The sequence below is a fragment of the Streptococcus sp. HMSC065H07 genome (genome assembly GCF_001837325.1).
GTDB lineage: Bacteria > Bacillota > Bacilli > Lactobacillales > Streptococcaceae > Streptococcus > Streptococcus salivarius_H.
Window position 1 is genome coordinate 99,022 of the sequence record NZ_KV832029.1, and the last position, 26,885, is coordinate 125,906.

Consider the following 26,885-nt stretch of genomic DNA (forward strand, 5'->3'; position numbering starts at 1 on the left):
TTACTTACCTTCTGATTTACCAGAAGCTTCTGCCACTGCCTTTTGACGGTCGCGTTTCATAGTGTTTGAACGCAATTGTCCACAAGCAGCATCGATATCTGTACCGTGCTCTTGACGAACCACGCAGTTAACCCCATTTTTCTTGAGCACATCGTAGAAGGCAGCCACACGTTCTTTCGTTGAACGGCTATATTGGTCGTGCTCTGATACTGGGTTATATGGAATCAAGTTGATGTATGACAACTTACGGATTTTCTTAGTCAAATCCGCCAACTCTTGTGCATTTTCAGGATGGTCATTGACCTCATTAAGCATGATATACTCAAAAGTTACACGACGGTTGGTTGTTTGGATGTAATACTCGATAGCTTCAAAGAGTTTTTCAAGTGGGAACGAGCGGTTGATACGCATGATGCTTGAACGAAGGTCATTGTTAGGCGCGTGAAGTGACACGGCAAGGTTAACTTGAACACCTTCGTTAGCAAATTCCTTGATTTTTGGTGCCAAACCAGATGTTGACACGGTAATGTGACGCGCTCCGATAGCAAGACCATTGTCATTGTTAATGGTACGCAAGAAGCGAAGCACATTGTCATAGTTATCAAATGGCTCACCGATACCCATAACAACCACGTGGCTGACACGTTCACCGTCGCCACGGTCATCAAAGTATTTTTGTACCAACATGATTTGCGCCACAATCTCACCAGCAGTCAAGTCACGTTGTTTCTTAATCAAACCACTGGCACAGAAAGTACAACCGATGTTACATCCAACCTGAGTTGTCACACAGACAGACAAACCATAGTGTTGACGCATCAAAACCGTCTCAATCAACATACCATCTGGCAATTCAAAAAGATATTTAACGGTACCATCTTTAGATTCTTGAACGATACGTTGTTTCAATGGGTTTACGCAGAAATTCTCATTCAATTTAGCAATGAAATCCTTTGAAATGTTGGTCATTTCTTCGAAAGATTGCACACGCTTCTTGTAAAGCCAATCCCAAATTTGAGTAGCACGGAATTTCTTTTCACCGTGTTCCATAGCCCAATCAATCAACTCGTCACGAGTAAGACCATAAATAGAAGGTTTGTAGCCTTCCATATCCTCTAACTTCTGACGTTTACGGCGTTCTGGTTTTGCTTGTGTTGTTACTTCTGACATAGTTTAATTTCCTTTTTTTCTGATTGTGAAATGCTGACCATCTGACTTGGTCTGGCTTTGTTTCTTCGATGGGGTGTTTTGACCTTTAGATTTTGGAGCTTGCTTCTGACTCTTCTTGAAGTTAGGCTTACGCTCACGACCACCGTCCTCGGATCTAGATTTGAACTTAGGGCGACGCTTGATTTTCTCAAAGCTTGGACCCTCTTGATCCCTATCTCTTCGTTTGGACTTGTCTGGCTTTTGCTTAGCAGAAGCTTTTTGCCCCTTATTCTTTTGAGAAGCATTGCGCTCTCTATCTCTAGATTCCTGAGAAGCATTACGACGATTATTAGAACGACGGCGCTTGCGACGAGGCTCCATCTCCTCTTCAAAGACGATTAACTGCGGCTCTTCATTTTTCAAAATAAAGTAAGCACAGCCAAAGGCACAGTATTCACGCAAATACTCCGATAATCGGCTAATGCGGTCTGTCTTACGCGTATTAGGGCGCTCGTCCTCGTAAAATCCCTTAAGACGAAGCTGATCATTAGACCAGTCCCCAACGATATAATCATACTTGAGCATGATTTCAGAAAAACGTTGCCCAAAGCGGGTAGCGTCTAAAGCATCCTTGTGATTTTCAAGAACTGTAAACTGACAGGCATCTGATTTCAGAAGATCAGCCACATACACAAAGTCTGGCCCTGGATATTTATTATAATTAAACATTTCTGGCAAGATTTCTTTACGCATGTGCCATCCTTTCTGCTCTCTCTTATTTTCTATCCTGATGCTGTAATAATGTCTCTATATCTTATCCCAATTGGCACCATTTTTTCCTAAATACTTGGCCACAAGTTCCCTTAACAAATCTGGAAAAAGAAGAGTAACCTCCTTTTCCTTAATTGTAGGGAAGTAAGAAGCAAAGTAGTACTGGTCCACAAGGACCAAACTAAACTTCTCATTGGAATCTACAACCCTTCTATTATACAACAAATTACCGTTTTTGTAAGCAAAATTCCCTGTGATTACTTCACCAAATGTCTTCCCTCTGAATCCCATACCTTTAATAGCTTGATTTTTAAGGAGTTCAGCCTTAGTAAAAACTTCCTGACAGATTTCTTTGAGTTCTTGTCCTGTCACGACTAGACGTGCCATCCGCATCTGGTGAGGAAGGGCTTCTTGCAGGTCTGCCATGGTCACTTGAGGACCTAGTGTTTTCATGATAAGTCCAGTATTTAAAAGCGTTAATTGGCTATCGGTCTCCTGACAAACAGCCTGTAAAACCAATTGACAGGTCTCATCAAAATCTAGTTCTCGACCTAGATTAGCTACTTTTTTCTGAGCTAAACGACGATGGCCTTCCTCACGCATAGCCTTGATAAAGGTTTCGTCCTCCTTGTCTAAATCCAAGATGTAGGACTTGGTGGGGATAGCCTCAATCTGACATTCTATCAATCGCCCATTTTCCACAGTAAGGTCAATACAGCCAAGATAATAGCCATATCTGTCAGCAGCTGCCAAATAGGTTTCATTGACTAATTTCCCCTCTTCAAAAAGGTGATGCGTGTGGCTCCCGATGACAAGGTTTACCTGCGGATAAGTCTCTGCAATCTGCTCATCATAGCGTACACCCAGATGGCTAAGAACGACGACTATGTCTGCATCCTTTACCTCAGGACGAGCCAAATCCTCTTCCAACCTAGCCATAGGCTCTAACACCTGCCAACCATTGGGAGCATAGGTGATGTAATATGGGAAGGTATAGGCTAAGAAAGCAATGTTTGTACCTGCTTTAGTTCTGTGGATAAGATAGGACTTGGCCCATTCAGGCTGTCTCCCCTCATCCTTGAGATTTCCTATGATAGGCTGAAACTTAGCCTGCTCATAAAGACAGTCTAGCTCATCCTTGGCCAGACCAATCCCCTCATTATTTCCAATAGTCGCATAGTCTATCCCCAACTCATTCATCAGGGCTACATTAAAACGCCCGGCTGTCGCATCAGATAAGGGATGGGACTTATCCACATTGTCCCCAAGATCTACCTTAATCAACTCTCTATCCGTCTGACTCAAATCATCCACAGCTCGCTTGAGTTGTGGATACTGTTCAAAATGAGAGTGTAAATCATTGATATGAAGAATTCGAATCGTGTCTTTCATGACTCCTATTGTAGCACTTTTGCTATAAAAAAACTTGACAATCATTCTGCCAAGTTTTTACATGCTATTTTTCAAACAGGAACGTATTCCTAGTTAACTTTCTTTTTAACATATTCTTCTGCGAGATGATAGACGTCATCTGCTAGGGATATACTGACATAGATGCACACAATTGAGAAAATTTCTCCTCTAAAGTGTTGCCAAGCAAAGAATATAAGCCCATAAATTAGGAGAGCAAGTACTATTTGGCCAAAAAATTGACTCAGTAATCGCCTAATAACGACAAATAAGTCCATAAGTAATCCCATCTTTAATACCATAACCAATACCCTTTAAGGCTGCACCTTGCCAAGTACCTGTTTGAATACCACCTTTAATGGCTCCTCCAACAGCCCCGACGCCTACGGCAGCTGTAGCTCCCCAAAAACTACATGCTCCACCCTTAACAGTAGAAAGATCTTCGGAATTAAGTGAGTTAAAATTGTTAATGATTTGTGTCGTCATTAAAACAACCTCCTTTAAAATATTTTTTAGCCTTTTCTCAAAAGCTATGATTGTATTATAGATAGAAAGCCAACAAAAAAGTAGTGACATAAATGTCACTACCTGATTTTGAGAGTTGACTCAACTAATAACCTCAAACTTACACATTATTTTACTTTAAACGGAAAGCTTCTTAAAAATGTCTGTGATAAAACTATTTAAAATCTGTCATAGTTTCAGTTCTTAAGACAGCCAATTATTTTGCGAGTGTAGTGAGCATATACTGAGACTTGTCGCTGTGATAATGACGACTAAGACTTTGTAGTCATAAGCGTTGGGAAGTTTTGAGACCTTAGGCTCAAAAGAAAAATATATCTTCAAACTAAATAAGGTCTTTTGAGTTTCCAAAAAGTTTGATAATAATCAAAAAAGCTGAAACACTTTGGTTTCAACCTCTTGAATTTTTAAATTAAAATTTGCTCTCACCTAGAAGCCAATACTTAGAAACTTTGCTTCTTAGCTTTACGCTCAGCACGTCCCTTAGCACGGTTAGCCGCACGACGTTCACGTTTGCGTTTTTCGTCAACCTTCCACTGAATTTTCTTCTTGTAGCCAGGCTTGATTTTTTTCTTTTTCTTCTTAACCAAACCGATCATTTCCGTATCAAGTTTTTGATAGGCTTTTTCACGGTTGGCACGACGGTCACGGTCATAGGTATCTTGAAACTCGCCGTCCTTATAGACTTTCGGCTCAAAGGTAATCCCCATCTTTTCAAGCTCACGAATATCTGAGTCATCACTTGGTTGGTAGAGGGTGATGGCTGTTCCTGACAAGCCATTACGTCCAGTACGTCCTACACGGTGAACAAAGAAGGACAAGTCTTGAGGGATGGCGTCATTGATTACATGGCTAACCCCTTCAATGTCAATCCCACGCGCTGCAAGGTCCGTCGCTACAATGTACTCAAAATCAAGCTTCTTGACTTGATTCATGATACGCTTACGTTCACGTGGTGGAATACCTCCATGAATTTTGGCAACCCTAAGACCATTTGACACTAGGTAACTGTGCAAATCGTCAGCACGTTCCTTGGTATTGACGAAAATCATTGCCAGATATGGTTGCATCCCCTTAAGCATCTCAAGAATCTGCTCATTCTTGTTGCGACCCTTGGTAGATACCAACCAGTTATCAATAGTATCCGCAATAACTGTTGAAGTTTTGATTTGTTCCATGACTGGATTGGTCAAATACTTCTTCAAGAATGGTTGCAATTTTTGAGGAATGGTTGCTGAGAAGACCAAAATTTGAACTTCCTTAGGTAGACTTGCCGCAATCTTGTCTACAGTATCCAAGAATCCCATATCCATGGTCATATCAGCTTCGTCAACAACAAAGGTATGGGCCTTGTGAATAGCCAAGTCCCCAGACTTAACTAGGTCATAAATACGACCTGGTGTCCCAATAACAATATGAGGTTGTGCTACCTTGAGTTTCTCAATCTGACGTTGCTTGTCTGTACCACCCACATAATTGACTACACGAATTTCAGTCTCAGAGTGTTTGGCAATTTGTTTTGTCGCTTGGTAAATTTGTGTAGCCAATTCACGTGATGGTGCTGTAATAACAACCTGAACATCACCACTCTTTGGATTTAGTTTCTCAAAAATTGGCAAGAGGAAGGTATGTGTCTTCCCTGAACCCGTCTTTGATTCACCAACCAAATCACGACCTGAACGGACTACAGGAATCAATTTCTGTTGAACAGGTGTTGGCTCCTTAAACTTAATCTCGTCAAGAGCCTCCTGAATAAATGTTTTAAAATTAAAATCTTTAAATGACATGTTTACTTCTTCTTTTCTATCTAGTCTATCCCTATCATTATAACAGAAAAAGAGCATTTCTGCTCTTTTCATTTATTTCATAACGTTTCCAAGAACCATCCAAAGGGTAATGGCACTTGCAAGTGCTCCAACTGTCCAAAGGAAAGCATCAACCTTCCACTCTGACCATTTGTCACCCTTACCTGAAAGGCCACCCAATTCGAGGTGATGGTGGAATGGTGTCATACGGAAAATACGACGACCTTCACCATACTTACGCTTAGTGTATTTGAAATAGCTGACCTGTAGCATGACAGAAGCTGTCTCAAAGACATAAACCACACCAATCAAGAGTAGAGTCCACTCTACACGTAGGGCAATAGAGATAACCGCAAGCATAGCTCCAAGTGACAAGGAACCGACATCTCCCATAAAGACCTTGGCTGGCTTGTGGTTAAAGACGAAGAAGCCAAGAAGTGCCCCAATCATAGTGATAATGATAGTCAAGATAGCGAACTCACCCTTGACAAAAGCGATAATCCCATAGGCAATCAAGCTGATAACCACAGAGATAGAAGCTAAACCATCAATACCGTCTGTCAAGTTCACAGCATTTGAGAAACCGACAATCCAGAATAAAACAAATAGAACATAAAAGACACCGAGATGAATGGTTAATCCACCAATAGCTAGGCTATCTGTCCCACTAGGGAGTACGTGGATAAAGTAGAAAAGCAAACCCGCAATAATCTGCAAGGCCATCTTTTGCCAAGGTTTAAGTCCCTCATTGATTTGACGGAAAATCTTAAGGAAATCATCAAGGAAGCCGATAATTCCATAAATCAAAATTACAAAGAGAATCCCTACTGTAGCACCATAGGCTTGGTGGCCCTCGCTAAAGACGTGGAAGTTAAAAATCAAGCTAACCAAGATGGCAACCACTAGGAAGACTGTCCCTCCCATAGTTGGTGTTCCAGCCTTAGCCAAATGCTGCTTCACATCTTCATGCATTTGTTGGCCACCGATTTTCTTGATTTTGTAGTAAGTAATAAAGTGAGGCATGGCGAGCACCGTCAACACAAAGGCGGCCACACCTGCTATCAGACTCATAGTCATCTTAGTCTCCTAAAGTAATGGTAATCTTCTTGGTTTTAGACAGGGCTTTTCCTGCCGCAACACTTTGTTTGGTAACAGTCCCTGACTTGCCACCCTTATAAGTAACTTTAATGCCTTTCCATTTGGCAAAGGTTTCAACGTTCTTCTTGGTCCAACCATACATGTCTGGAAGTTCTGTGAAATCATTGGTCATGATAAGAATCTGTTCATTAGCCTTGATATTGGCTTTGGAATCTACAGAAACCTTCTCAATCTTATCACCAACACCCAGAACAATCGGATGAATCAAGTTTTGACGAAGGGTGTTAGCTGTCTCGCCCGTACTCTTACCGATAATATCGCCGGTTTGATAGCTCGTTTCCTCGGTCTTTTCACTACCTTCAGACACAGAAGTATCTAGGGTGTCTCCCATAGACATGGCTTCTTCTAGGACAGGGTTAACCACCGTCGCATAAAAATTATTATCCCAGGTCTTAGGTTCCTGAACCGTTACATACATGACATATTGTGGATCATCAGAAGGAACCATAGCTACAACTGAGTTGAGCGTTTCGTTGGTCCCATCTTTGTAAGTCCCAGTCTTTTCATCGGCAACTTGAGCCGTTCCTGACTTAACCGCAACATCATAGTTACCAACCTTAATGATTGGCGAACCTTCGGACTTGTTGTACATGGTACCAAACTCTGGGTCTGTACCAACAGAAATCATATAATTACGGGTCTCAGAAGCAGTCTGCTTGGAAACTGGCTTACCAATAACTTCTTTCTTAGCCGTACGAACAGTGCCTTGGTTGACATCCGCAACTTGTTTGATAAATTGAGGTTCCAACATAACACCATTGTTAGAGATGGCTGAAAAAGCACGAAGCATCTGAACCTGAGTCACTGAAATCCCTTGTCCAAAGGATGATTGAGCAATATTCACAGAGTTTCTTGAGACAAACCCTGAAGATTCACCTACCATCCCAAAACGAGTTGGAATTCCAAATTTGTAAAGAGATAAGTAGTTAGACCAAACCTTGTCTCCCATCTCTTGTTCTAGCATGGTCGTAGCAACGTTACTTGAATAAGAGAAGCCTTGAGCAAATGTCATGGTACGACCTGTTGAGATACCCTCATTGATTGACCAGTCATTAGTTTCAACGTCGTCAACCTTAATACCATTAGCATTACTGTAGGTCGCATTCGGGTTGAAACTTCCATTGTTAATAGCAGCTGACAAGAGCATGACCTTAAAGGCTGATCCAGGCTCATACTGAGCTTCGTAAAGACGGTTAACCCAGTCATAGTTTTTCTTAGCCTGTCCCTCAAGAGTATCAGAATTATAGGTCGGACGTTGTGTCGTTGCAAGAATCTCACCTGTCTTAGCATTAACAACTGTCGCTGAAGCATTGACACCTTGCGTCTGCTCCATAAAGGTATCCATCTGCGTTTCTAAGAAGGTTTGGAGAGGCGCTGACAAGGTTGTATAGATGTTCTTACCATCGATAGCTTCCTTGGTAATGGTTTCCGTACCTAGAAGCGTATTACCGTTTTTATCCTTCTCATAAATGGCCTCTCCATCTGTTCCAGTCAAGAGGCTATTGAGCGAGCGCTCCAAACCAGTTTGACCAATCAAAGAATATGAGCCGTCTTTTTTATTTTCAACAGCTTCGGCACGACCAAGAAACTCTGACGCGAAGGTTCCATTAGGATACATTCGTGACGTTGTTGCTTCAAAGGCCATCCCCTTAATTCCCGCATCTTTAAAGGCTTTTTCTAGTTCTTCTTTAACAGAGTAGGTAATTCCCTTCCCCTTTAGTCCAAAGGAAACCTGGTAGGCACCCTTAGTACGCAATTGGGCCAAGGAATCACTCTTTTCAATTCCTAGCTTATCCTTTAAAATATCAGCAACCTTGTCAAACTGACTATCTTGGACATAGAGTTTTTCTTGAGTCGCTGACACATAGCTGGTCGACACGATAGCGTAAATGGCATAACTGGTTGAATCCTCAGCCAAAACATTTCCATTTCGGTCGTAAATCGTCCCACGCTTGGCAGCCACTGTGGTCTTAGTGTTATAAGATTTAGCAGCCTGAGTCGACAAATCGACACCAAACTTACTATCTGCCCCGATAATCACCACAAAGTTGATAATAAAGACGAAAAAGATAAAGATGCTGAGAACCATAAGGTTCTGACCAACGTGCTGTCGATTCTGGGCTGGCTTTCGCCTATCCCTAACGACATAGTTTAGAAATAAATGTTTAAGTTTTCTTAATCTGTTCATTGGTTACCTCACACTCTTAATACTATCGTTATTAATAGACAGGCCTGCCTTATTAGCAATCTCTTTAATACGGTCAGAGTTAGTCAACTCATTAACCGCCTGCTTAGCATTGTTAAGCTCTGTTTTTTCATCACTAATCTTGCTATTAAGGTCTGTGATTTGTTGCTTGATAGCCTGATTACGCCCTTGTAAAAATACAACAGCGATACTCATCACAATAGCTGTCAAAACAATTGCCGAATAGAAGGCCTTTTCCATACGCGTCATAAAACGAATATGGTTTCTAATGGCTCTATTGACAATCTGATGTTCCTTATTTTCCATAATTATTTCCTGATTTTTTTAGCCACACGCAATTTAGCAGAATGCGAGCGGTTATTAGCTTCTAATTCTTCCTGACTAGGTAGGATTGGCTTACGATTAACTAAGGCTACCTTAGGTTGGAGGTCTTCAGGAATAAAGGGTAGACCTTTAGGCACATCTACCATACTAGCTTCCTTGAAAAGCTGTTTAGTCAATCGATCCTCCAAAGAGTGGAAGGTAATGACCGAAATACGACCATCCACAGCAAGTAAATCCAAGGCCTCTTGAATAGACTCATCCGCAGCACCAAGCTCATCGTTCACTTCGATTCGAATAGCTTGGAAGATTTGTTTGGCTGGATGACCCTTCTTCTTTAATTCCTTAGCAGGCTTAGCTGATTTAATGATTTCTGCCAGTTCCGTCGTCGTCTCGATAGGTTTTACCTGACGCGCTTGCTCAATCTTACGTGCAATTTGTTTAGAGAACTTGTCCTCACCGTATTTGAAGAAAATACGCACTAAATCGTTGTAAGGATAGGTATTGACCACATCATATGCAGTCAGACTTGCCTCCTCATTCATGCGCATATCCAGCTTGGCATCCTGTTTGTAGGAGAAACCACGCTCACGCTCATCCAACTGAGGGCTAGACACACCCAAGTCATAGAGAATACCATCGATTTCAGACACCCCCAAAGCTTCAAGGTTGGACTTGAGATTACGGAAATTATCCTTAATGAAGGTCACCACGCCCTTATCAATATAGTCCTTGAGACGCACTTGAGCATTATCAATAGCCTTTTGGTCCTGATCAAAACAGTACAAATGACCCTTTTCAGACAATTGTGACAAAAGATAAGACGAATGTCCTGCGCCACCCAAAGTCGCATCTACATAGATGCCATCGGGCTTGATATCAAGCATATCAACAGTTTCGTGCAAAAGAACGGTTACATGGTGAAATTCATTAGTCATAATTTTATTATAGCACAAGAATGGAGAAATTGTCTCGTTCTGTAAGTTGACAGGATAGTAAAAAAGCCAGACCTGTGGTCTAACTCTTTAGTTGATATATCATCTGATAAGATTAATCCACTCTGTAAAAATAGCTTTCCTCAGATGGCACTCCATTCGTCGCTAAGATACGGTCCTTACTGTTATCTCCCGCATCACTTGCATCACTAACTCCCTTAGGACAAAGCTGAATTGGGGTATTCCCTACTGGACTAGAATCAACATAAGTTAAGGTATATATACCAGACACATATTGATTGGATGAGACTTTGTCAATAGGGTAAGTATAGCCCCAGAGATTCAACTGTCCATCCGAAGTAATAGTAATGGTCTTTCCATTTGAAGACTTCCATGTTCCTACGGCTGACTTATAGTTACCATTTTTCAATTCATCAGCGTTAAGTGAGGTTGAGCTTGTTTTATCTTCCGACGATGTTTTAGAACTACTATTAGTAGAGGCACTACTCAGATCCTTCCAACCCCAATTAGAAAGATCAACCTTGTCTGCACCCGAATCACTGTCATCTTTTACAAGAGACTGACCATCACTACTAAAGCGGTAGCCAGAGCCTCCACCAGCCATAGCACCAGCACTACCATAGTAGCTAAAGGTGTTATCCATGAGGTAGGCCAATGTCATACGCTCACCCAACATGCCCAGTTGTGGACCTTCTGTCAGACGAATCACCTGACCACTATCCTTAGAGATAGTGTAAATATCCGTAATCACATGTTCTTTAAAGAGTTTACCTGGCTTAAAAGCAAGAATCAACTCATCAACACCATTACCATCCAAATCACGATAAGTATAGACCGTTGAGGCAGGACTTGTTTGAGAATTAGCATAGGTCACCACCAAAGGATTAATTGAAGCGTCAGTTTGATTGTCAGCTACAGCCGTTTGGTACTTGCTGATGATGCTATCATAGGAAGAAATATCTACTTTCTCCTCCTGACTTGAACTTTCACTGCTACTTGATTGTGACTGCTCTACTGATGAAGATGAAGTCGACGCTGTTAAGCCATTCTGCAGGTTTGAACAAGCGGCCAATAGGACTAAACTAGATAATCCTGTTACTAATGCTAAAACTTTATTTTTCATTTCTAATCCTAAATTCCTTTTCTCTAACCCTTATTCTGTTGTCCCAGAGCTAACATCTGCGCTGTAGGCAGGTGCTGTATAGCTTGAAGCATCACTATGTGACTCTGTATAAGTTGTTGGTGGCACATAGCTATACTGGGGCGCTTGATAAGTCTCTTGTGCTGAAGATGGTGATGGTGTAGGCGTTGATGCTACCGCAGGAGTTGAGCTTGCTTCTGTCTGACTAGCTGCTTCTACCGTTGAGCTTGCTGATGACGATTCACTTGAAGACTCAATTGAGGTTGAAGAAGATGACGAAGAACTTGAGCTCGATGACTTAGATGAAGCCTTGGGTTTACTAGACGATGACTGCTTAGTAGCTACCTTGACTTGGACCTTAGCATGATTGTGTGCAGGCTGCAAAAAGACAATAGCCAATGCCAAAAGAATAGCCGGTAGGGTAAATGCCAAAATAAGGTAACGTTTTTCTTTTAATTGACGAAGTAGTTTCATAGAGTATTCACATTTCTTAAATTATATTTTAGTATTGATTAGTCTCAGATAAGATTATATCAGAAATATTAAAATGTGCAACATTAACATAAAACTTTTTTGGCATCAGAAAAACCAACTCTAAGAGTTGGCTGATTTGCATTATTGCTGTAGGTTATCGACGTTGTTCAATGGCACTTCTACTTTTGTTGGTTGACATAGTAGAAAAATGAAGATAAAAATACCGACAAAAGGAATTAAAGGAATAAAAATATACGGCCAATTATAGCCAGCATCACGTAAACGACGAACCGTTAGAGCAATACCAGGTAAAACCGCAGCAACACCATAGGCAAAAAAGATAAGTAGTAAAATAACACCAATAGTAAATAGATCGCTTGATCCTGTTTCAGCTGCCATTCTTTCAAACACTGCTAGGAGCAAATACCCAGCAAAGACAATCAATAGATGTGCCAAATATGCAGACCATAAATCTGAGGGTGTTGAACGTCCCGTAAAATCAACATAGCCCTTCCAAAATTTTTTGTAGGCTTCAATCATAATAAAATCCCCCCTTTTTTATGATACTTCCAGTATAACAAGTGACAAATCAAGTAAAAAACAGCCTAGTGAGGCTGTTAAGTCATTATTATTGTTGTGGGTTATTGAAGTTGTTGAATGGATACTCAACCTTAGTTGGTTTACACAACAACACAATTAAGATAATACCACCTACAAATGGGATAAATGCAACAAAAATATACGGCCAATTGTAGCCAGCATCACGCAAACGACGAACAGTTACAGCAATACCAGGTAAACACGCAGCAATACCATAGGCAAAAAAGATAAGTAGTAGGATAAGTGAAATAACAGCTAAAAAGCTTGAATCAGTTGCACCTGCAATTCCTCCAAATACTGCTAACAACACATAAAAAGCAACGACAGTTAACATATTTGCCAAATATGCAAACCAGTAATCTGAACGTGTTGAACGTCCCTCAAAATCTACGTAGCCCTTCCAAAACTTCTTATAAGCTTCGATCATAATAAAATCTCCTCATTTTTTGATAATACTACTATACCAAAAGACCGGTCTTCTGGCAAATTGACTAAGGAGCAGCCTATAAGGCTGCTAAGCACTTTTATTGCTGTGGGTTATTGAAATTATTAAACGCTACTTCTACCTTTGTTGGTTGTAAGGTTAAGATAAAAATAATAAAACCACCGAGATATGGAATTAGCGATAGGAATATCAAGGCCCAGTGGTAACCTGCATCTCGTAAACGACGTACTATGATTGCAATGGATGGTACAAGTGAGGCCAACGCATAGACTCCAATTCCTAACACTACAATATAGACCAAAATCATTTGAAAACTATATGGATTAGACGTATACGTAGAGGAGTCTCCTCCTAAAATCATGATTAGTATGAGTAAGAAACTAAACAATAAATAAACCAAGCATTGCGCAAGAACATTAAGCCAATAATCTGAACGCGTTGAACGTCCCTTAAAATCTACATAGCCCTTCCAAAATTTTTTGTAGGCTTCAATCATAATAAAATCCCCCTTTTTTATGATACTCCCAGTATAGCAAGAGAAGGGAAGATTGACAAATCAACTAAAAAACAGCCTAGCAAGGCTGTTAAGTCATTATTATTGTTGTGAATTATTGAACTGGTTGAAAGGAAATTCTACTTTTGTGGGTTGACAAGACAAAACCAACAGTACGATATCACCTATGACAGACGCAAAGCGTAAGAAAATCAAGGCCCAATGAAAACCGGCATCACGCAAGCGACGCACCTGAAGGGCAATGGATGGAATATAGGTAGCAAAGAAATATACCATTGCAAGCCCATACAATAAGTTGAGAATAATATGATAATCACTATCTGGTCTATCAAATAAAATAGCAACTATAATCACGGTAAATAAAATAATGCTTACAATAGTATTCGCTAAAACTGCCAACCAATATTCTGAGCGAGTTGAACGTCCTATAAAATCGAAATAGCCCATCCAATACTTCTTATAAGCTTTAAACATGACAAAATCTCCTCATTCTTGATACCACCAGTATATCGGAAGGCCTGTCGTCTAGCAAACTAACTTAAAAAAGCTCCTTCATGGAGCTTGATGGTTTATTCTCTAATTTGACCTTGGCCATTAATATAGAACTTGGTTGAGGTAAGGGCCTCAAGTCCCATTGGACCGCGGGCGTGCATTTTTTGGGTTGAAATTCCGATTTCAGCACCTAGTCCAAAGACGAATCCATCTGTGAAGCGGGTTGAGGCATTAACATAGACAGCTGCAGCGTCAACATCATCTTGGAATTGCTCCGCACGACTGATATCCTGAGTCACAATAGCCTCTGAATGCGATGTCGTGTAAGTATTAATCCAATCAATGGCCTCATCAAGGCTGTCTACCACTTTAACAGACATGATATAGTCAAGAAATTCTGTCGCAAAATCTTCTGGTGAAGCTGGTACAGCTTTTTCCATAAGTTTCAAAGCCTTTTCATCCGCACGGAATTCAACAGTCTGAACTTTTGAAATAGCTTTTTCCAAATTAGGTAAGAAGTCTTCCGCAATATCAGCATGAACGACGAGAGATTCTGCAGCATTACACACGCTTGGTCGTTGAGTCTTGGCATTGATGACAATCTGTGTCGCCATATCTAAGTTAGCATATTTATCCACATAAATATGACAGTTACCAACACCCGTTTCGATGACAGGAACCTTGGCTTTTTCTTTAACTGTTTGGATGAGACGGGCTCCGCCACGAGGGATGAGCAAGTCTACATACTTAGTCGCCACCATGAGTTCTTCTGCTACCTCATGAGAGGTATCTTCAACCAGCTGAACGGCATCTGCTGTGATACCCGCATTTTCCAAAGCCTTACGAGCTACTGTAACCAAGGCCTTGTTGGAATTGATGGCATCACGTCCTCCACGAAGAATGATAGCATTATTGGTTTTAAAGGCAAGGCTAAAGGCATCGATTGAGACATTGGGACGGCTCTCAAAAATCATAGCGATAACACCCATAGGAACACGCTTTTGAATGATTTTGAGACCATCCAGATTCGTATAGCCACGAACTACTTGACCGATTGGGTCCTGAAGATCTGCCACCTGACGGACACCCTCAGCAATCCCTGCGATACGGTCTTCCGTTAAGAGCAAGCGATCTTGCATAATCTCTGAAATACCATTTTCCTTGGCATTGGCCATATCCTTAGCATTTTCAGCGATAATATAGGCACTCTCAGCTACTAGAGCTTTAGCTACCTGATTTAGAAGGTCATTTTTAGCTGCTGTTGATAATTTAGCAATCTGACGACCTGCCACCTTGGCCTGTTGGCCCAGTGTATCGATATATGTCATCTTAGTCCTCCTGTTTAAAGAGTGTACCAATCTTGGCTCCTTCTAGGACACGAAGGATGTCACGTGGATTTTCACCATTCATCAAAACCATTTGGCTATGATTTTCAAAAACCATCTGGGCGGATTTAATCTTACTCATCATACCACCTGTACCAAATTTACTACCGGCACCACCAGCTGAGGCCAGAATTTCCTCAGTAATCTCTGGAACATAGCTACGAAGGGTCGCATCCTCATAAACATTTGGGTTCTTATCAAAGAGCCCATCAATATCTGACAGCATGATGAGTAGGTCTGCACCAACAATCTTAGCAACAATAGCAGACAAGCGGTCATTGTCCCCAAATTTAGTCGCATGATCCATTTCATCTACGCTGACAGCGTCATTCTCATTAACAACTGGGACAACCCCAAGCTCGAAGAGGCTCTCAAAAGCATTGATGGCATTGGCCAAACTCTCGGGATACTCAACCACATCACGCGTCAAAAGCAACTGAGATACCTTGGTCTGGTAATGTGAAAAGACCTGAGAATATAGGCTCATCATAGCCACCTGTCCTACACTTGAGACAGCCTGTTGCTTACCGACTTCAGCCGGTCGCTTGTCTAGGTCTAGGACATTGAGACCAAAGCCCATGGCACCAGAGGATACGAGGACAACCTCAATTCCTTTATTATGCAAGCTAGAAATAACAAAAGCTAATTGATCGATTTTTTCAAGATTAATTTTCCCTGATGGCAAAACCAGAGAGCTAGTCCCGATTTTGATAACCAGGCGTTTTACTGAGTCAAAATTTCGTTTCATGTTTATGATTATACACTAAATTCAGGTATTTTAACATATATAATGCATAAGTTTACATATTAAGGATTTTCATTAAAAAAGAATCCCTCCAATCGGAGAGACTCTTTAAACAGTTTGTTCTAGGCAAAAAACATGGCTCTAATACGTTTCCAACGTCTGCGATCAACAAAGAGATAAACGATTAGGACAACTAAAGCTATAAGCCCAGATACTATAGCATTGACTACTAGGGCAATCCAGAACTTACTTGCAAAGAAGACAATACCTCCTAGCAAGGCAGCAATGAAAATTGTAAGAATAAAGATACCCATAAAGAGCCACTGTCCGCCACCTCGATTGAAAAGCTGGGTAACTTCCTGCCAATTCACTTCCAGCAATTTAAGGTCACGTTCAAAGTAATAGCCACCTACAAGATAGGTTGTTACGAGAAAACCAAGAGTGAAACTTGCTACCAAAATAGGATGGAGATGAGCCAAGAATATTAAACCAAGTCCTCCTAATAAGAGGGAAACACCAACTTGCAAGCCATAGAAAAGCCAGAACTTTTGACGAAGATAGTCACCCGTATTGATTGGTAGGCTACGAATAAAGTCAAAGTTTGTCCCCTCTAGGGAAGTTGCTACACCAAGAAAGCTTGTTGGTTGAGCTGAAAAGAAACCAAAGGCAATTCCGACCAAAAGCAGGAGTCCGAAATAGTCTGGACCCAGATCTTTCAAAAAGACCGCACCTCCACCCAACATGATCATATATAAGACTGGCACCACATAGGTATTGATAATGAGGGTTGAATTCCCCAAAGTAGATAAATGATGGCGGATCAAGACCTGTCTTTGGCTTCGAGTAACAGCTTTGGCCTGAGGCTTTCTAGCCTTTTTGTTATAAATCGCTTCGTGGAAATAACGAGGCATTCTGACTTTATAAAACCAAAAACCCAAGATAAGCACTGAGATAAGAGGAAGATAAAAATTTAGTAGAGCCTCTGGAGATAGAGGAGCAGCTACCACATCATAGTAACCTCTTAGATAAGGCAATAAAGGAAAATCAATATGTCCAGCACCCTTAATATAACCATTAAGAAAACCAACCATCATGATAGGCAACATAATCAATAGGGTTGACAGGGTCATCAAAATAGTCGAATAGAGCTTTTGACGAGAACTGCGAACAATCAGCGTTCCAATACTATTAGACAGAATCACTGAAAAAACGAGATTGATAAAGAGAGAAACGATAAAGGATAGCAGCCCCACGACTATCCCCAGCGGGCCAATAAATTGCCAGTAAGCTAGTATGAGAAGACTAAGGATAGGTACCATGAAGGTCATCCCAACCATAGAACCTGACAAGGTCTTGGCCAAAAAGACTTCTGATGGCTTTAAGGGAAGAGGCAGATAAGCCTTGCTATCCTTACTATCGTAAAAGGTACTATAGAGAGCCGTAAAAGTCTGGAGAAGCCCCATGACTGAAAATGTCAAAAGATATAGGGTTAAGACTCCAGGATTGGCCTTATAATCGACACCTACAAAAAGATAGCTATATACAACCGTAAAAACAATTAAAATCAAGAGTTGTTGTCTAAGCATGGCATTAACGATGGAGAAATTAGCCTTTTTCTTTTTCTCCTGACGTTTCTGTAGGTTAGTTACTGCTTGAGGATTTGCATAGAGGAGATTAATTTTAAAAAGCTCCCAAACATGGTTCCAGTTCATGACTACACCTCCTCGATCTTACGTCCAGCCATTTCCAGATAAATAGTTTCCAAATCCTTGTCAGGGTACTGAGACTTAAGTTCCGCTAGAGACCCTTGGAAGATGAGTTTTCCTTTCTTCAAAATAGCAATACGATCACAGAGCTGCTCAGCTACACTTAGAACGTGGGTTGAAAAGAGCACACTATTACCCTCCTTAGCGTGGTTACGCATGGCTTCTTTCAAATCATAAGATGCCTGTGGATCCAGACCAGTCAAAGGCTCATCCAAAACCCAAATCTGCGGATTTACCAGAAGAGCACCGATAACGACAACCTTCTGACGCATACCGTGAGAGAAGGAAGAAATGAGGTTATAGCGACTTTCCGTCAAGTCAAAGGTAGCCATAAGATTAGTCAAACGTTCCTCAACCTGACTAGCTTCCAAATCATAGATACGTGTCAAAAAGTACCAATAGTCATTAGCAGTTAAATTTAAGAATAAGTCTGGTGAATCTGGCACATAAGCGATTTTTTTCTTGATAGCATCACGATGTTGGCTGAGGGCCATATCATCGACGTAAACTTCACCGTAGCTAGCTTCAATGATAGACGTCAAAATGGAAATAGTCGTGGTCTTACCAGCCCCATTGTGACCAATCAGACCAAAAATCTCACCATCTCGAATCTCGAGGTTAAGATCTGAGAGAGCATCCTTATCTTCATAACGTTTCGTTACGTGTTCAAAACGAATCATCTTTTATCCTTTCTTGAGAATCTATTTAACAATAGTCTCATTTTACACTTTATATTAGATTATAAATTAGAGTTGTTACCTTGTTTTTTATGAACAATACTCTAAGAACACTGGCAATAGATTTAGATAAGGCTATTTCCCTATCTTCTCATTTATTGTATCATTTCAAAGGTACAATTTCAAGGAAACGTTTGTAAAAACGAGACAATTTTGCATTCGGTCTTTGATAATGCTAAACTTATAGTATTTAGAATAAATAGGAGGAAAATCACTGGTGCCAACTGGAATTATCATCAACTCCCTATCTATTATTTTAGGAGGAATCGCTGGAGGACTCTTTGGGGACTATCTCAGAGACGGTTTCAAGGAAAATCTTAATCTTATCTTTGGCCTAGCCTCTATGGTTATGGGGATTAGCGCTATTATGAATATGGTTAATATGCCTGCGGTTATCTTTGCAGTAGTTATCGGTACCATCATTGGGCTGTCCCTAAAGTTTGGAAACCTCATCAACAAGGGAGCTGGGCTAATGGAAAAAGGCTTGTCCAAGATTACACCAAGCAAGCAAACAGGGTTAGCTCACGATGAGTTTTATGCACAGCTCTTGACAGTTATCGTCCTTTTTTGTGCGAGTGGTACAGGAATTTACGGGAGCCTTGAGTCTGGGATGACAGGCGATGCTTCTATCTTAATTTCTAAATCTATCCTAGATTTCTTTACGGCTATGATTTTCTCTTGTAGTCTAGGCTACATCGTCTCCATGATTGCCATTCCACAATTTATCGTTTTCTTCCTCCTCTTTGTGAGTGCTGGTTTCATTCTTCCTCTAACAACAAAAGCCATGATTGGAGACTTTAAGGCTTGCGGGGGCTTCCTCATGATTGCGACTGGTTTTCGTATTATGAAACTGCGTCAATTCCCAACAGCAGATATGATTCCAGCCATGATTCTGGTTATGCCTATTTCCTGGGCCTGGGTCAATTGGGTGGTGCCTTTGATTAGTTGATATTAGGATTAAACTAAACAAATACCGTCAGTCTCATGTGACGGTTTTTGTCTCTATTTATTGCTATTATGGATTCTAACTATTAAAAAACCAGCAATGTTTGTGGCAGTTAATTCTAATTTTTCTAACCTTGTTTAGACTAAGATGAGTTTGTTATAATAGCCCTTGTAGGCCTAAGCAACCTACAAGATACTTTTTTTCATAACTATTTCCATCCTCTAATATTTTAACGAACTTACAATACTGATGGAAATCTATCGAAAAGACTGGTGTGTGCACATCGGTCTTTTTTGGTGGGATTAAGACACAAAAAACCACTCTTTCACTATGAAAGAATGGTTAGGCTATAGCTTATACTTCTACGACTTCCAAGTCTTTTCCACCTAGGAGAATAAGGTATTTATCAATCTTATCTATTTGATAGGCTTGGCTGAGTGCTTTAGCATAGAGGCTCATTTGCCCTTTGTAACGTTCCTTAAGTTCACTAGGATGAGTGAAGCGGTCCGTCTTATAGTCAAAGAGGACAATACGGTCTTCAAGAAGAAGGTAGCCATCGATGATACCACGGACGACAAAATCTTCTTTACTAGCGGGATCTTCTGCCAACATAGCAAATGGTGCTTCACGACGCAACTTACCACGGTTAGCTAGAATGAGCTTCCCAAGTTCGGTGTCAAAGAAGCCTAGTAGCTTTTCTAACTGCACACGCGCCTTAACTTGATCATCTGCCGATACCCGACTCAAGGCCTGTGTTAAATCTTGGAGGGTCACCTTGTCAGAAAGAATCAAGCGTTGCATGAGTTCATGGGTGGCTGAACCAACTGCAGCTCCAGTGACCTTCGTTTTTTGCCCAAAGTCTGGAAGCTCAAAGGTAGTGGTAGTCTCAAGAGGTTGCACCTCCTCTTTCTTGTCCATAATATCCACCCCTTCGGTATCCATAACAGGTTCGTAGAAGGCTTTGAGCTGGCTCGGCGTACGCACAGATGGTAGGTCAATCGCTGGTGCATAAAGCTGGTTAAGTTTTTCAACACTTTCTAAGACAGTTAGGGCACGCTTAATGTCTTCCGTCTGGCGGTTGTTAGATAAGTCATCGGCATCTACTGCCGCCTTGACTTGAACCTGACCAATAGCCTCTGGTGTCAACTCCTCAGCCTCAACAAAGCGAACAGTAAACTTGAGATCCTTTCTCATAAAGGCGGTATCCAAAGCCATAACCCAATCCTGATAAGTAGCGATTTGGTCACGTAGAGCTACTGGTAGGCGATTATTTTCGACATCCGTGCCAAATTGCTGGGTTAATTTTTCCTTACTACCCTTACCAACCAGGTAGAGTTTTTTCTCTGCACGAGTCATTGCAACATAGAGCAGACGCATCTCTTCTGAGATACTTGCTCTGCGCTCTTCCCTACGATTTTCCTGGAAGGTTAGGGTCTCTAGAACAACATTTAACTTGGGCAAATTGGTGTTTATCTGGTCTTTAAGGTCAGCTAGGTACTTAATGCCAAGTCCTTTTTCACGGTTGATAATATACTTACCACTTAGTCCATCCCTACTGTGACCAATGAACTTGCGATTCATCTGCAAGACAAAGACATACTTGAACTCTAGTCCCTTGGACTTGTGAATGGTCATGAGGCTAACGGCATTTTTGGGAACCAAGTCTGTTACTTCCTCTAGGTCGTTACCGCTAGAAATGATCTTATCAATCATACCAATAAAACGAGAAAGTCCCTTAAAGCCTGTCTTTTCATAAGCATTGGCACGCAAGGCAAGGGCGTAGAGATTGGCCTGGCGTTGCTCGGCTCGTGGAAGACTGCCAACATAATCATAATAGAAACGATCGTCGTAAATCTTCCAAATGAGGTCGTAGAGCGAGTGCCACTTACTGTAATCACGCCAATCTGCCAGAGTCTCAGTGAAAAGAGTCAACTTGGCATCAAGTCCTTGTGTGACAACTTCCGGATGAAGCCCTGTTTTAATGCAAGCTACAAGAAGTTTGTCATAGAATTGTCCTTCGTCAGCCTGGACAGCAATACGAGCCAAATCATCCTCGTTGAAATTAAACATCGGTGAACGAAGGAGGGCAACGAGGGCATAGTCATTAAGAGGATTATTGATGGCACGAAGGGTATCCAACATAATCATAACTTCTAGCGACTCTAGGTAGCTTGACTTGTACTCGTCAGGAACCAAAGGAATTCCGTGCTCCTCGAAGCTTGCCATCAAGTCCAGATAGGTGTTGCGGGTTGGTGCTAGGAGGGTAATGTCCTCAAAACGTACACCCTGCTTATGAAGACTGATAATTTCTTTGATAACCAAGGAAATCTCACCACTACTGATAGGTTGATCAGAACCTTCCTCGTCAGGAGTCACACTTGCTTCATCACTATTGTAAATCAGAACCTCAGTCTCATTTTCAGGATGGGGCTCTTTTTGCTTCTCGCTACCTGCTACCAACATATGCGTCTTGTCATAGAGGATATCTCCGATTTCCTGATCCATGAGGTGGCTGAAAACACCATTAGTCGCATCAAGAACCTCAGATTGGCTACGGAAGTTCTCTTTAAGGAGAATCAGCTTACCTGCATCTGGATTTTCAAGGAAAAGCTGGAACTTGCCATTAAAAATCTGAGGATCCGCCTGACGGAAACGATAGATGGATTGCTTGATATCTCCCACCATGAATCGGTTGTGACCGTTAGAGAGGAGCTCCAACATGCGTTCTTGAGTATGGCTATTGTCTTGATACTCGTCTACCATTACTTCATGGTAACGGTCACGGTAGCTGGCTGCCACCTCTGGATTTTCCTCCAAAATACGGATGGCAAAGTGGGCAATATCTGAGAATTCAAAGGCATTTTCCTGAATCTTGGCCTGTAAATACTGGTCTGAAAAATCAAGCACAAAGGCCTGAAGCATCTCTAACAGAGGTAGGATGTCATCATTATGCTTGGTCAAAACCTCGAGGACCGTTAGTTGGGTATCAATCTCACGCAACTGGGCCACAAACTCATTTTTGGTCTTGTTGTAAGCTTCCTTGTAGGCCTTGAGTTCCTCGTCTTTAGGACGGGTCATATTTGTCAAGCCAGTCCCTCCTGACAGAGTCAAGAGTTGTTTGAGCAAGTCCTCCATATCGGTTTGATCATTGGCCAAGGCTCCTTCAAGAAGGCTAATGGCATCCGACACATTATTAAGATACTTAGCCTTGGCAAATTCACGCTGAGCTAGGCCTAAATGGTCTCTTAAGAAGTCTAAGAAATCAGCCAACAAGCCATCTTTGAGATCCTCTAAAAGCTCAGCTTTAGCCTTGTCTGGATTGGCCTCTGCCTGCCCTTTTAAAAGATTTTGACGTAGCCATTTTTCAGGACCTGCAGTAGCCTGAGAAAAGTTATAGACATCGTAAACTAAATCACGAAAAGCCTTACTAGTCTTGCCATTTCCTGCGAAGTTGCGGACCAATTTTTGGAAAAGTTGGGCATCCTTTCCTTGCATGTAATCGTTGAAAAGATCGGCATAAACCTCATTTTTCATAAGTGTCTGCTCGGCAGGATCTGTCATAATGCGGAAAATAGGTGACACACCCAAGAGATAGCCATACTGATTGACCAATTTCTGGGTGAAGGCATCCATAGTTCCAATATCTGCCGTCCCAATCTTGGCAATCTGATCTGAAAGAAAGGCACGCTCTTCATCCGTCTCAACTTGTCCAAGCTGCTCTGTCAGACGTTTTTCCAGACGCTCTTTTAACTCACCTGCAGCCTTTACCGTAAAGGTTGAGATAAAGAGTTGGTCAATGCCAACGCCACGTCCAATCATATCAAGGATACGCTCAACCATAACAAAGGTTTTTCCTGATCCAGCCGAAGCTGACACAAGAATATTACTACCATTACTGTAAATGGCCTCAATCTGCTCAGGTGTTAACTTGCGTTCCTTGTCAGAAGCTGCTTCTTGGGCAATGCGTTCCTTAATCTCTGTTGGACTTAAAAAAGCTTTAGTCAACATGGTTGTCCTCCTGGTCTTTTTTGTCTGCTGTCACAGCTTGATCAGTGACTAGAAAGGGGACGATTTTTTCAGCAACTTGCATCTCATTATAGTCCTCATCTTTTGCCATCAGCTCCAAATAAGCTTCCTTCTTGCCCTTACTTGGTAAACGCAGGAGCTTTCGAGCCTGTCCCATGTGGCGGTCGGCCTCAAAATGAGTAATTGCCTTGATTTGATCCCCTTGAACAGACTTGCCATCCTCGGTATAAGGATTAACCGCAAAATTCCCGCTTCGAATAACTTCAGCAGCACTTGTAAAGAGCTTGATATTGTAGTCTAGCAAGTTTTCTAGGTCCTCCTTGTCATAGGTGACAGTCTTTTGTAAATCATAGTTTCCACCAGCCAGATGCTCTGTTTCTGAAGCCACAAAAAGTCCCTTATAGGTCAATTCCTTATGAGCCTGAGCTGCTAGCTTATCCAGACCAAACTGAGCTAAGCTAAGCTGTGGGTCCTGCATGTGAAGATACATGGCACCAAAAAGCTGATCAGCATCAACCTTATAGGTCTGGCGGAGGGCTTCTAGATAGGTTACCAACTGCGGACTGAGGCCATTGTAGAATTTCTGAATGTCAAAGACATTTTTAGCTGATTTGTAGTCAACGACACCCAGAGCCCCATCCGTTAAACGGTCCACACGGTCAATAATCCCTGTAATCTTGATGCTATTTGCTAAAAGCAAATCAAACTTGGCTTCCTCACGCTCAACCTTAACAGCCGCATTATCACGCAAAACACTGGCAGTTGAACGGGCGATATCTTCCAAGATTTGACGAGACAAGCGACTCTCTTGGTCCTCGGTATAGAGAATTTCAAAGGGTTGTTCCTGATTGGTCTGAGCAATAGCCTTTTCCAATTTATCATCGAAGTTTTCTGACGAAGAATCACCCATCACACGCTCAAAGACACGGTGTAAATAAGTCCCGTGGTGTCGGGCATCTGGATGGATGGACTCCAACTCTTCAAGTCCCAAAACATAACGCAAGAAATAAAGATATTGGTTGTTATAGAAGGTCGTCAGAGCCGAAGCTGATAATTTTAGTGGTTCTTCCCCCGGAAACACCAGCTGCATGACCTGATCATCCACCTTGGTCGTCGTCACATCGTCAATCACATTTGGAATCAAGACTTGGTCCTTATCAAGTCGCTTACGGAGATAACGCACAGCAACTGACCAGAACGTCTGCGTTTCCTTGTCCAAATCAGCATCTAGATGGCTGCTGTTAAGAGCAATGACAGTCGATAGGAGGTCCTTGTAGTTCCCAATTTGGTCACCCTTAGCCTCGAAACGATTACGTCCCTTTTCAACCAAAGGAAGACCAAGGTCAAGAAGTTCCTTCAAATAAACCGACATGTCATCCTGCGTCTCATTGAGAATTTGTGGCTGACTAAGCACCAATTGTTCACTAGCCGCATTGAAAAGCGACATGGCCACAAAATGCCCCCGCTGACTATTACTCTGCGTAACAATATCCAAACTCCTATGCTCATCCGTGGCCTCATTGATACGACAACGCTCCTCATCAGACAGGAGACTCTTATTTTGCCCAACCTTTGGAAAATGCGACTGAGTCATGCCTAAGGCAAAAACATAAGGAGCTGAATGTGGTTGAATCAAATCGTATTTCTTCACATTGACCACATCAACAGTGGCTGGAACCGTACGGTAATCACAGGCCAACATTCCCGAACGCAAAATGGACAAAAAGTCGTCCACTGACAGCGTTTCTTCTCCAAAAATAGTCTCAACCTGCTCCAAGAGTTGGGTGAAAGCCTTCCAGACCTGTTCATTCTGCTCTTTTTCAGCTTCACTGGCCTTGACAGTCAAAGCAGCCATCTGATTTGGCACTTGTATAGCCCCTAAAAAGACCGCAAGTTTCTTAAGCAGACTAGAACCCTTTTGTTTGCGACTGTTAAGCAACTTGTCCAAGGGCTCTACCAGTTGTGAGCGCAAGGCATTAAGCTGGTCTAAATCATACTTATCACGACTATTGGCCGTAAAATCAGACAAGAACTTGTGACGCCCCTTGATATCTGCAAAATTGACATAATACTCAAAAAGGTCTAAGTCCTCTTGAGTAAAACCACCATAGAGACCGGATTTTACGAGATTAAGCAAATCCTCAGCACGATAATTATAGCGCTTGATACGCTCTAGCGAATCCACAAACTGCACCAAAGGATGGCTAGACATGGTTTCTTCCTTACCGAAATAATAGGGAATATCAAATTTTCGGAAAATCTGACCCACCTGAAGCTTATAACTCTCCTCATCACCAAGCAGGACCAAGATATCCTTGTAGCGCTTACCATCCGCCAGCAACTGACGAATACTCTTGGCAACCTGAGCCACCTCTTCCTTTTGGTTGACCACTTCCCAGACCTGCAAGGCTTGCTTGTCTTGATCAGTAACCTTCTCATCTACCGTACTAAAATCATGACGGCTCTCCAAAAGACGACTAATACGTGCAAAAGAAGGATTGCCCTCTTTGTCTGTCGTCACGTAGTCAGGTGTCACCTTATAGGTCTGAGCCAAAGTCCTCAAAAAATCCACTGAGGCCTGATAAACATTGCCATAAACAAAGTTAGCCTTATAAGCTTTTTGACTGGCATAAGTCCCAATGACAATCTGGTGGCACTTATCATTCAAGAGTGCAACCAGTGCTTCCTCCTCGGCAGAGAAACGCGTAAAGCCATCAATGACCAAAACCGTGTTACTCAAGGCCTTATCTAGGTGGCCTGAGGTAATCTCCTTGAAGAAGGCACTGAGTTTGGATTGATTGTCGAAATCTCCCGCCAACAAGAGATCCTGAGCCGCACTGAAAATCCTTACCAAATCCTCTTGTTTCTCCGCCTGATCCAAATGCTGCAAATCCAGAACTGTCATATTAGCCTGCTGCAACTCTTTGTAAAGGTCCACCAATTGATTAATAAAGTTACTATCCTTGCGTAAACGACCATAAACCTTGAGCTCATCATCGTCCATATGTGACAAGACCTTATAAAAAATCATGGCCAGACCAGTATCATCCAGCTGAGTTTTCGGGTTACTTGTATTGAGAATAAAGTACCTAGCCATCTGAGTAAAACGAGTCACCGTAATCTCAAAGGACGCTGACTGAGGCAGGTATTCCAAGACCTTACGCTCCTTCTCAAATGATAGGGCATTAGGGGCAATATAAAAGACCCTCTTTCCCTTTTGAGCATAGCTAGTCGACTGCTCCGTCAGAATTTCTGTTAAATCCTGAGACATATCCGTATAAAGTAATTTCATAAGACGTCCCTTTCTTGTCTCTAC

General features: G+C 41.8%; 22 protein-coding genes. 1 reads left to right on the forward strand and 21 read right to left on the reverse strand.

From position 1 onward, the window contains the following. The 19 genes from rlmN to HMPREF2637_RS04395 all read right to left on the reverse strand — a co-directional run bounded on the left by rlmN (position 1) and on the right by HMPREF2637_RS04395 (position 18,540). A complete protein-coding gene (gene rlmN / locus HMPREF2637_RS04300) occupies positions 1 to 1,110 on the reverse strand; it encodes a dual-specificity RNA methyltransferase RlmN (RefSeq protein WP_096832658.1) in 1,110 nt (369 codons plus the stop codon). A gap of 63 nt (positions 1,111 to 1,173) precedes the next feature. Then, positions 1,174 to 1,902 (reverse strand): YutD family protein, encoded by a 729-nt coding sequence (locus HMPREF2637_RS04305; protein WP_037599118.1) that lies wholly within the window; start codon positions 1,900 to 1,902, stop codon positions 1,174 to 1,176. A 54-nt stretch (positions 1,903 to 1,956) separates the two neighbouring features. Beyond that, positions 1,957 to 3,312, reverse strand: coding sequence for a bifunctional metallophosphatase/5'-nucleotidase (locus tag HMPREF2637_RS04310; protein ID WP_037599117.1), 1,356 nt, complete (start codon positions 3,310 to 3,312; stop codon positions 1,957 to 1,959). 273 nt (positions 3,313 to 3,585) lie between these two features. Continuing rightward, positions 3,586 to 3,816: a Blp family class II bacteriocin gene (locus HMPREF2637_RS04320; RefSeq protein ID WP_002884558.1), complete on the reverse strand. Its 231-nt coding sequence runs from the start codon at positions 3,814 to 3,816 to the stop codon at positions 3,586 to 3,588. Positions 3,817 to 4,295: 479 nt separating this feature from the next. Then, positions 4,296 to 5,639, reverse strand: coding sequence for a DEAD/DEAH box helicase (locus HMPREF2637_RS04325; RefSeq protein WP_070839243.1), 1,344 nt, complete (start codon positions 5,637 to 5,639; stop codon positions 4,296 to 4,298). Positions 5,640 to 5,711: 72 nt separating this feature from the next. After that, positions 5,712 to 6,734, reverse strand: coding sequence for a phospho-N-acetylmuramoyl-pentapeptide-transferase (mraY, locus tag HMPREF2637_RS04330; RefSeq protein WP_002891748.1), 1,023 nt, complete (start codon positions 6,732 to 6,734; stop codon positions 5,712 to 5,714). Between the two features lies 1 nt (position 6,735). Next, positions 6,736 to 9,003, reverse strand: a complete 2,268-nt coding sequence (pbp2X, locus tag HMPREF2637_RS04335; protein WP_070839189.1) for a penicillin-binding protein PBP2X — start codon at positions 9,001 to 9,003, stop codon at positions 6,736 to 6,738. 3 nt (positions 9,004 to 9,006) lie between these two features. Then, complete coding sequence (ftsL, locus tag HMPREF2637_RS04340; RefSeq protein ID WP_002884540.1) at positions 9,007 to 9,327, reverse strand: cell division protein FtsL; 321 nt, start codon at positions 9,325 to 9,327, stop codon at positions 9,007 to 9,009. Between the two features lie 2 nt (positions 9,328 to 9,329). Further along, the gene (gene rsmH, locus HMPREF2637_RS04345) at positions 9,330 to 10,280 is read right to left on the reverse strand and encodes a 16S rRNA (cytosine(1402)-N(4))-methyltransferase RsmH (protein WP_070839192.1); all 951 of its coding nucleotides are present in this window, start codon (positions 10,278 to 10,280) and stop codon (positions 9,330 to 9,332) included. A 112-nt stretch (positions 10,281 to 10,392) separates the two neighbouring features. Then, positions 10,393 to 11,421, reverse strand: coding sequence for a DUF6287 domain-containing protein (locus HMPREF2637_RS04350; protein WP_070839194.1), 1,029 nt, complete (start codon positions 11,419 to 11,421; stop codon positions 10,393 to 10,395). Positions 11,422 to 11,451: 30 nt separating this feature from the next. Further along, the gene (locus HMPREF2637_RS04355) at positions 11,452 to 11,913 is read right to left on the reverse strand and encodes a Wzz/FepE/Etk N-terminal domain-containing protein (RefSeq protein ID WP_070839195.1); all 462 of its coding nucleotides are present in this window, start codon (positions 11,911 to 11,913) and stop codon (positions 11,452 to 11,454) included. Positions 11,914 to 12,054: 141 nt separating this feature from the next. Next, the gene (locus HMPREF2637_RS04360) at positions 12,055 to 12,453 is read right to left on the reverse strand and encodes a DUF805 domain-containing protein (protein ID WP_070839197.1); all 399 of its coding nucleotides are present in this window, start codon (positions 12,451 to 12,453) and stop codon (positions 12,055 to 12,057) included. A gap of 88 nt (positions 12,454 to 12,541) precedes the next feature. After that, positions 12,542 to 12,940 (reverse strand): DUF805 domain-containing protein, encoded by a 399-nt coding sequence (locus tag HMPREF2637_RS04365; RefSeq protein WP_002884632.1) that lies wholly within the window; start codon positions 12,938 to 12,940, stop codon positions 12,542 to 12,544. A gap of 97 nt (positions 12,941 to 13,037) precedes the next feature. After that, entirely contained in the window at positions 13,038 to 13,454 is a 417-nt protein-coding gene (locus tag HMPREF2637_RS04370; RefSeq protein ID WP_070839201.1) for a DUF805 domain-containing protein, read from the reverse strand. Positions 13,455 to 13,553: 99 nt separating this feature from the next. Next, positions 13,554 to 13,946, reverse strand: coding sequence for a DUF805 domain-containing protein (locus HMPREF2637_RS04375; RefSeq protein ID WP_070839204.1), 393 nt, complete (start codon positions 13,944 to 13,946; stop codon positions 13,554 to 13,556). Positions 13,947 to 14,041: 95 nt separating this feature from the next. Next, positions 14,042 to 15,292, reverse strand: coding sequence for a glutamate-5-semialdehyde dehydrogenase (locus tag HMPREF2637_RS04380; protein WP_070839206.1), 1,251 nt, complete (start codon positions 15,290 to 15,292; stop codon positions 14,042 to 14,044). Between the two features lies 1 nt (position 15,293). Continuing rightward, the gene (gene proB / locus HMPREF2637_RS04385) at positions 15,294 to 16,097 is read right to left on the reverse strand and encodes a glutamate 5-kinase (RefSeq protein ID WP_004183407.1); all 804 of its coding nucleotides are present in this window, start codon (positions 16,095 to 16,097) and stop codon (positions 15,294 to 15,296) included. 119 nt (positions 16,098 to 16,216) lie between these two features. Next, positions 16,217 to 17,806 (reverse strand): ABC transporter permease, encoded by a 1,590-nt coding sequence (locus HMPREF2637_RS04390; protein WP_070839209.1) that lies wholly within the window; start codon positions 17,804 to 17,806, stop codon positions 16,217 to 16,219. A 2-nt stretch (positions 17,807 to 17,808) separates the two neighbouring features. After that, positions 17,809 to 18,540: an ABC transporter ATP-binding protein gene (locus tag HMPREF2637_RS04395; protein ID WP_002891761.1), complete on the reverse strand. Its 732-nt coding sequence runs from the start codon at positions 18,538 to 18,540 to the stop codon at positions 17,809 to 17,811. A gap of 274 nt (positions 18,541 to 18,814) precedes the next feature. Between HMPREF2637_RS04395 and HMPREF2637_RS04400 the strand changes: the two genes are divergently transcribed. Beyond that, complete coding sequence (locus tag HMPREF2637_RS04400) at positions 18,815 to 19,546, forward strand: DUF554 domain-containing protein (protein WP_070839211.1); 732 nt, start codon at positions 18,815 to 18,817, stop codon at positions 19,544 to 19,546. A 351-nt stretch (positions 19,547 to 19,897) separates the two neighbouring features. On the opposite strand, the gene addA is transcribed toward HMPREF2637_RS04400, so the two are convergent. Together addA and rexB are read right to left on the reverse strand one after the other, a co-directional pair. Next, a complete protein-coding gene (gene addA / locus HMPREF2637_RS04405) occupies positions 19,898 to 23,551 on the reverse strand; it encodes a helicase-exonuclease AddAB subunit AddA (RefSeq protein WP_070839214.1) in 3,654 nt (1,217 codons plus the stop codon). Continuing rightward, positions 23,541 to 26,861 (reverse strand): ATP-dependent nuclease subunit B, encoded by a 3,321-nt coding sequence (gene rexB / locus HMPREF2637_RS04410; RefSeq protein ID WP_070839217.1) that lies wholly within the window; start codon positions 26,859 to 26,861, stop codon positions 23,541 to 23,543. Before rexB ends, addA begins: the two co-directional genes overlap by 11 nt. Positions 26,862 to 26,885 lie beyond the last annotated feature (24 nt).

Coding starts and splice junctions, on each gene's coding strand:
- HMPREF2637_RS04380 (WP_070839206.1), bottom strand. CDS start 15,292: ATGACATATATCGATACACTGGGCCAACAGGCCAAGGTGGCAGGTCGT.
- HMPREF2637_RS04395 (WP_002891761.1), bottom strand. CDS start 18,540: ATGATTCGTTTTGAACACGTAACGAAACGTTATGAAGATAAGGATGCT.
- mraY (WP_002891748.1), bottom strand. CDS start 6,734: ATGACTATGAGTCTGATAGCAGGTGTGGCCGCCTTTGTGTTGACGGTG.
- HMPREF2637_RS04310 (WP_037599117.1), bottom strand. CDS start 3,312: ATGAAAGACACGATTCGAATTCTTCATATCAATGATTTACACTCTCAT.
- HMPREF2637_RS04365 (WP_002884632.1), bottom strand. CDS start 12,940: ATGATCGAAGCTTATAAGAAGTTTTGGAAGGGCTACGTAGATTTTGAG.
- rsmH (WP_070839192.1), bottom strand. CDS start 10,280: ATGACTAATGAATTTCACCATGTAACCGTTCTTTTGCACGAAACTGTT.
- HMPREF2637_RS04350 (WP_070839194.1), bottom strand. CDS start 11,421: ATGAAAAATAAAGTTTTAGCATTAGTAACAGGATTATCTAGTTTAGTC.
- HMPREF2637_RS04370 (WP_070839201.1), bottom strand. CDS start 13,454: ATGATTGAAGCCTACAAAAAATTTTGGAAGGGCTATGTAGATTTTAAG.
- HMPREF2637_RS04390 (WP_070839209.1), bottom strand. CDS start 17,806: ATGAACTGGAACCATGTTTGGGAGCTTTTTAAAATTAATCTCCTCTAT.
- HMPREF2637_RS04375 (WP_070839204.1), bottom strand. CDS start 13,946: ATGTTTAAAGCTTATAAGAAGTATTGGATGGGCTATTTCGATTTTATA.
- HMPREF2637_RS04355 (WP_070839195.1), bottom strand. CDS start 11,913: ATGAAACTACTTCGTCAATTAAAAGAAAAACGTTACCTTATTTTGGCA.
- pbp2X (WP_070839189.1), bottom strand. CDS start 9,003: ATGAACAGATTAAGAAAACTTAAACATTTATTTCTAAACTATGTCGTT.
- ftsL (WP_002884540.1), bottom strand. CDS start 9,327: ATGGAAAATAAGGAACATCAGATTGTCAATAGAGCCATTAGAAACCAT.
- HMPREF2637_RS04325 (WP_070839243.1), bottom strand. CDS start 5,639: ATGTCATTTAAAGATTTTAATTTTAAAACATTTATTCAGGAGGCTCTT.
- rlmN (WP_096832658.1), bottom strand. CDS start 1,110: ATGGAAGGCTACAAACCTTCTATTTATGGTCTTACTCGTGACGAGTTG.
- rexB (WP_070839217.1), bottom strand. CDS start 26,861: ATGAAATTACTTTATACGGATATGTCTCAGGATTTAACAGAAATTCTG.
- HMPREF2637_RS04360 (WP_070839197.1), bottom strand. CDS start 12,453: ATGATTGAAGCCTACAAAAAATTTTGGAAGGGCTATGTTGATTTTACG.
- HMPREF2637_RS04305 (WP_037599118.1), bottom strand. CDS start 1,902: ATGCGTAAAGAAATCTTGCCAGAAATGTTTAATTATAATAAATATCCA.
- proB (WP_004183407.1), bottom strand. CDS start 16,097: ATGAAACGAAATTTTGACTCAGTAAAACGCCTGGTTATCAAAATCGGG.
- HMPREF2637_RS04320 (WP_002884558.1), bottom strand. CDS start 3,816: ATGACGACACAAATCATTAACAATTTTAACTCACTTAATTCCGAAGAT.
- addA (WP_070839214.1), bottom strand. CDS start 23,551: ATGTTGACTAAAGCTTTTTTAAGTCCAACAGAGATTAAGGAACGCATT.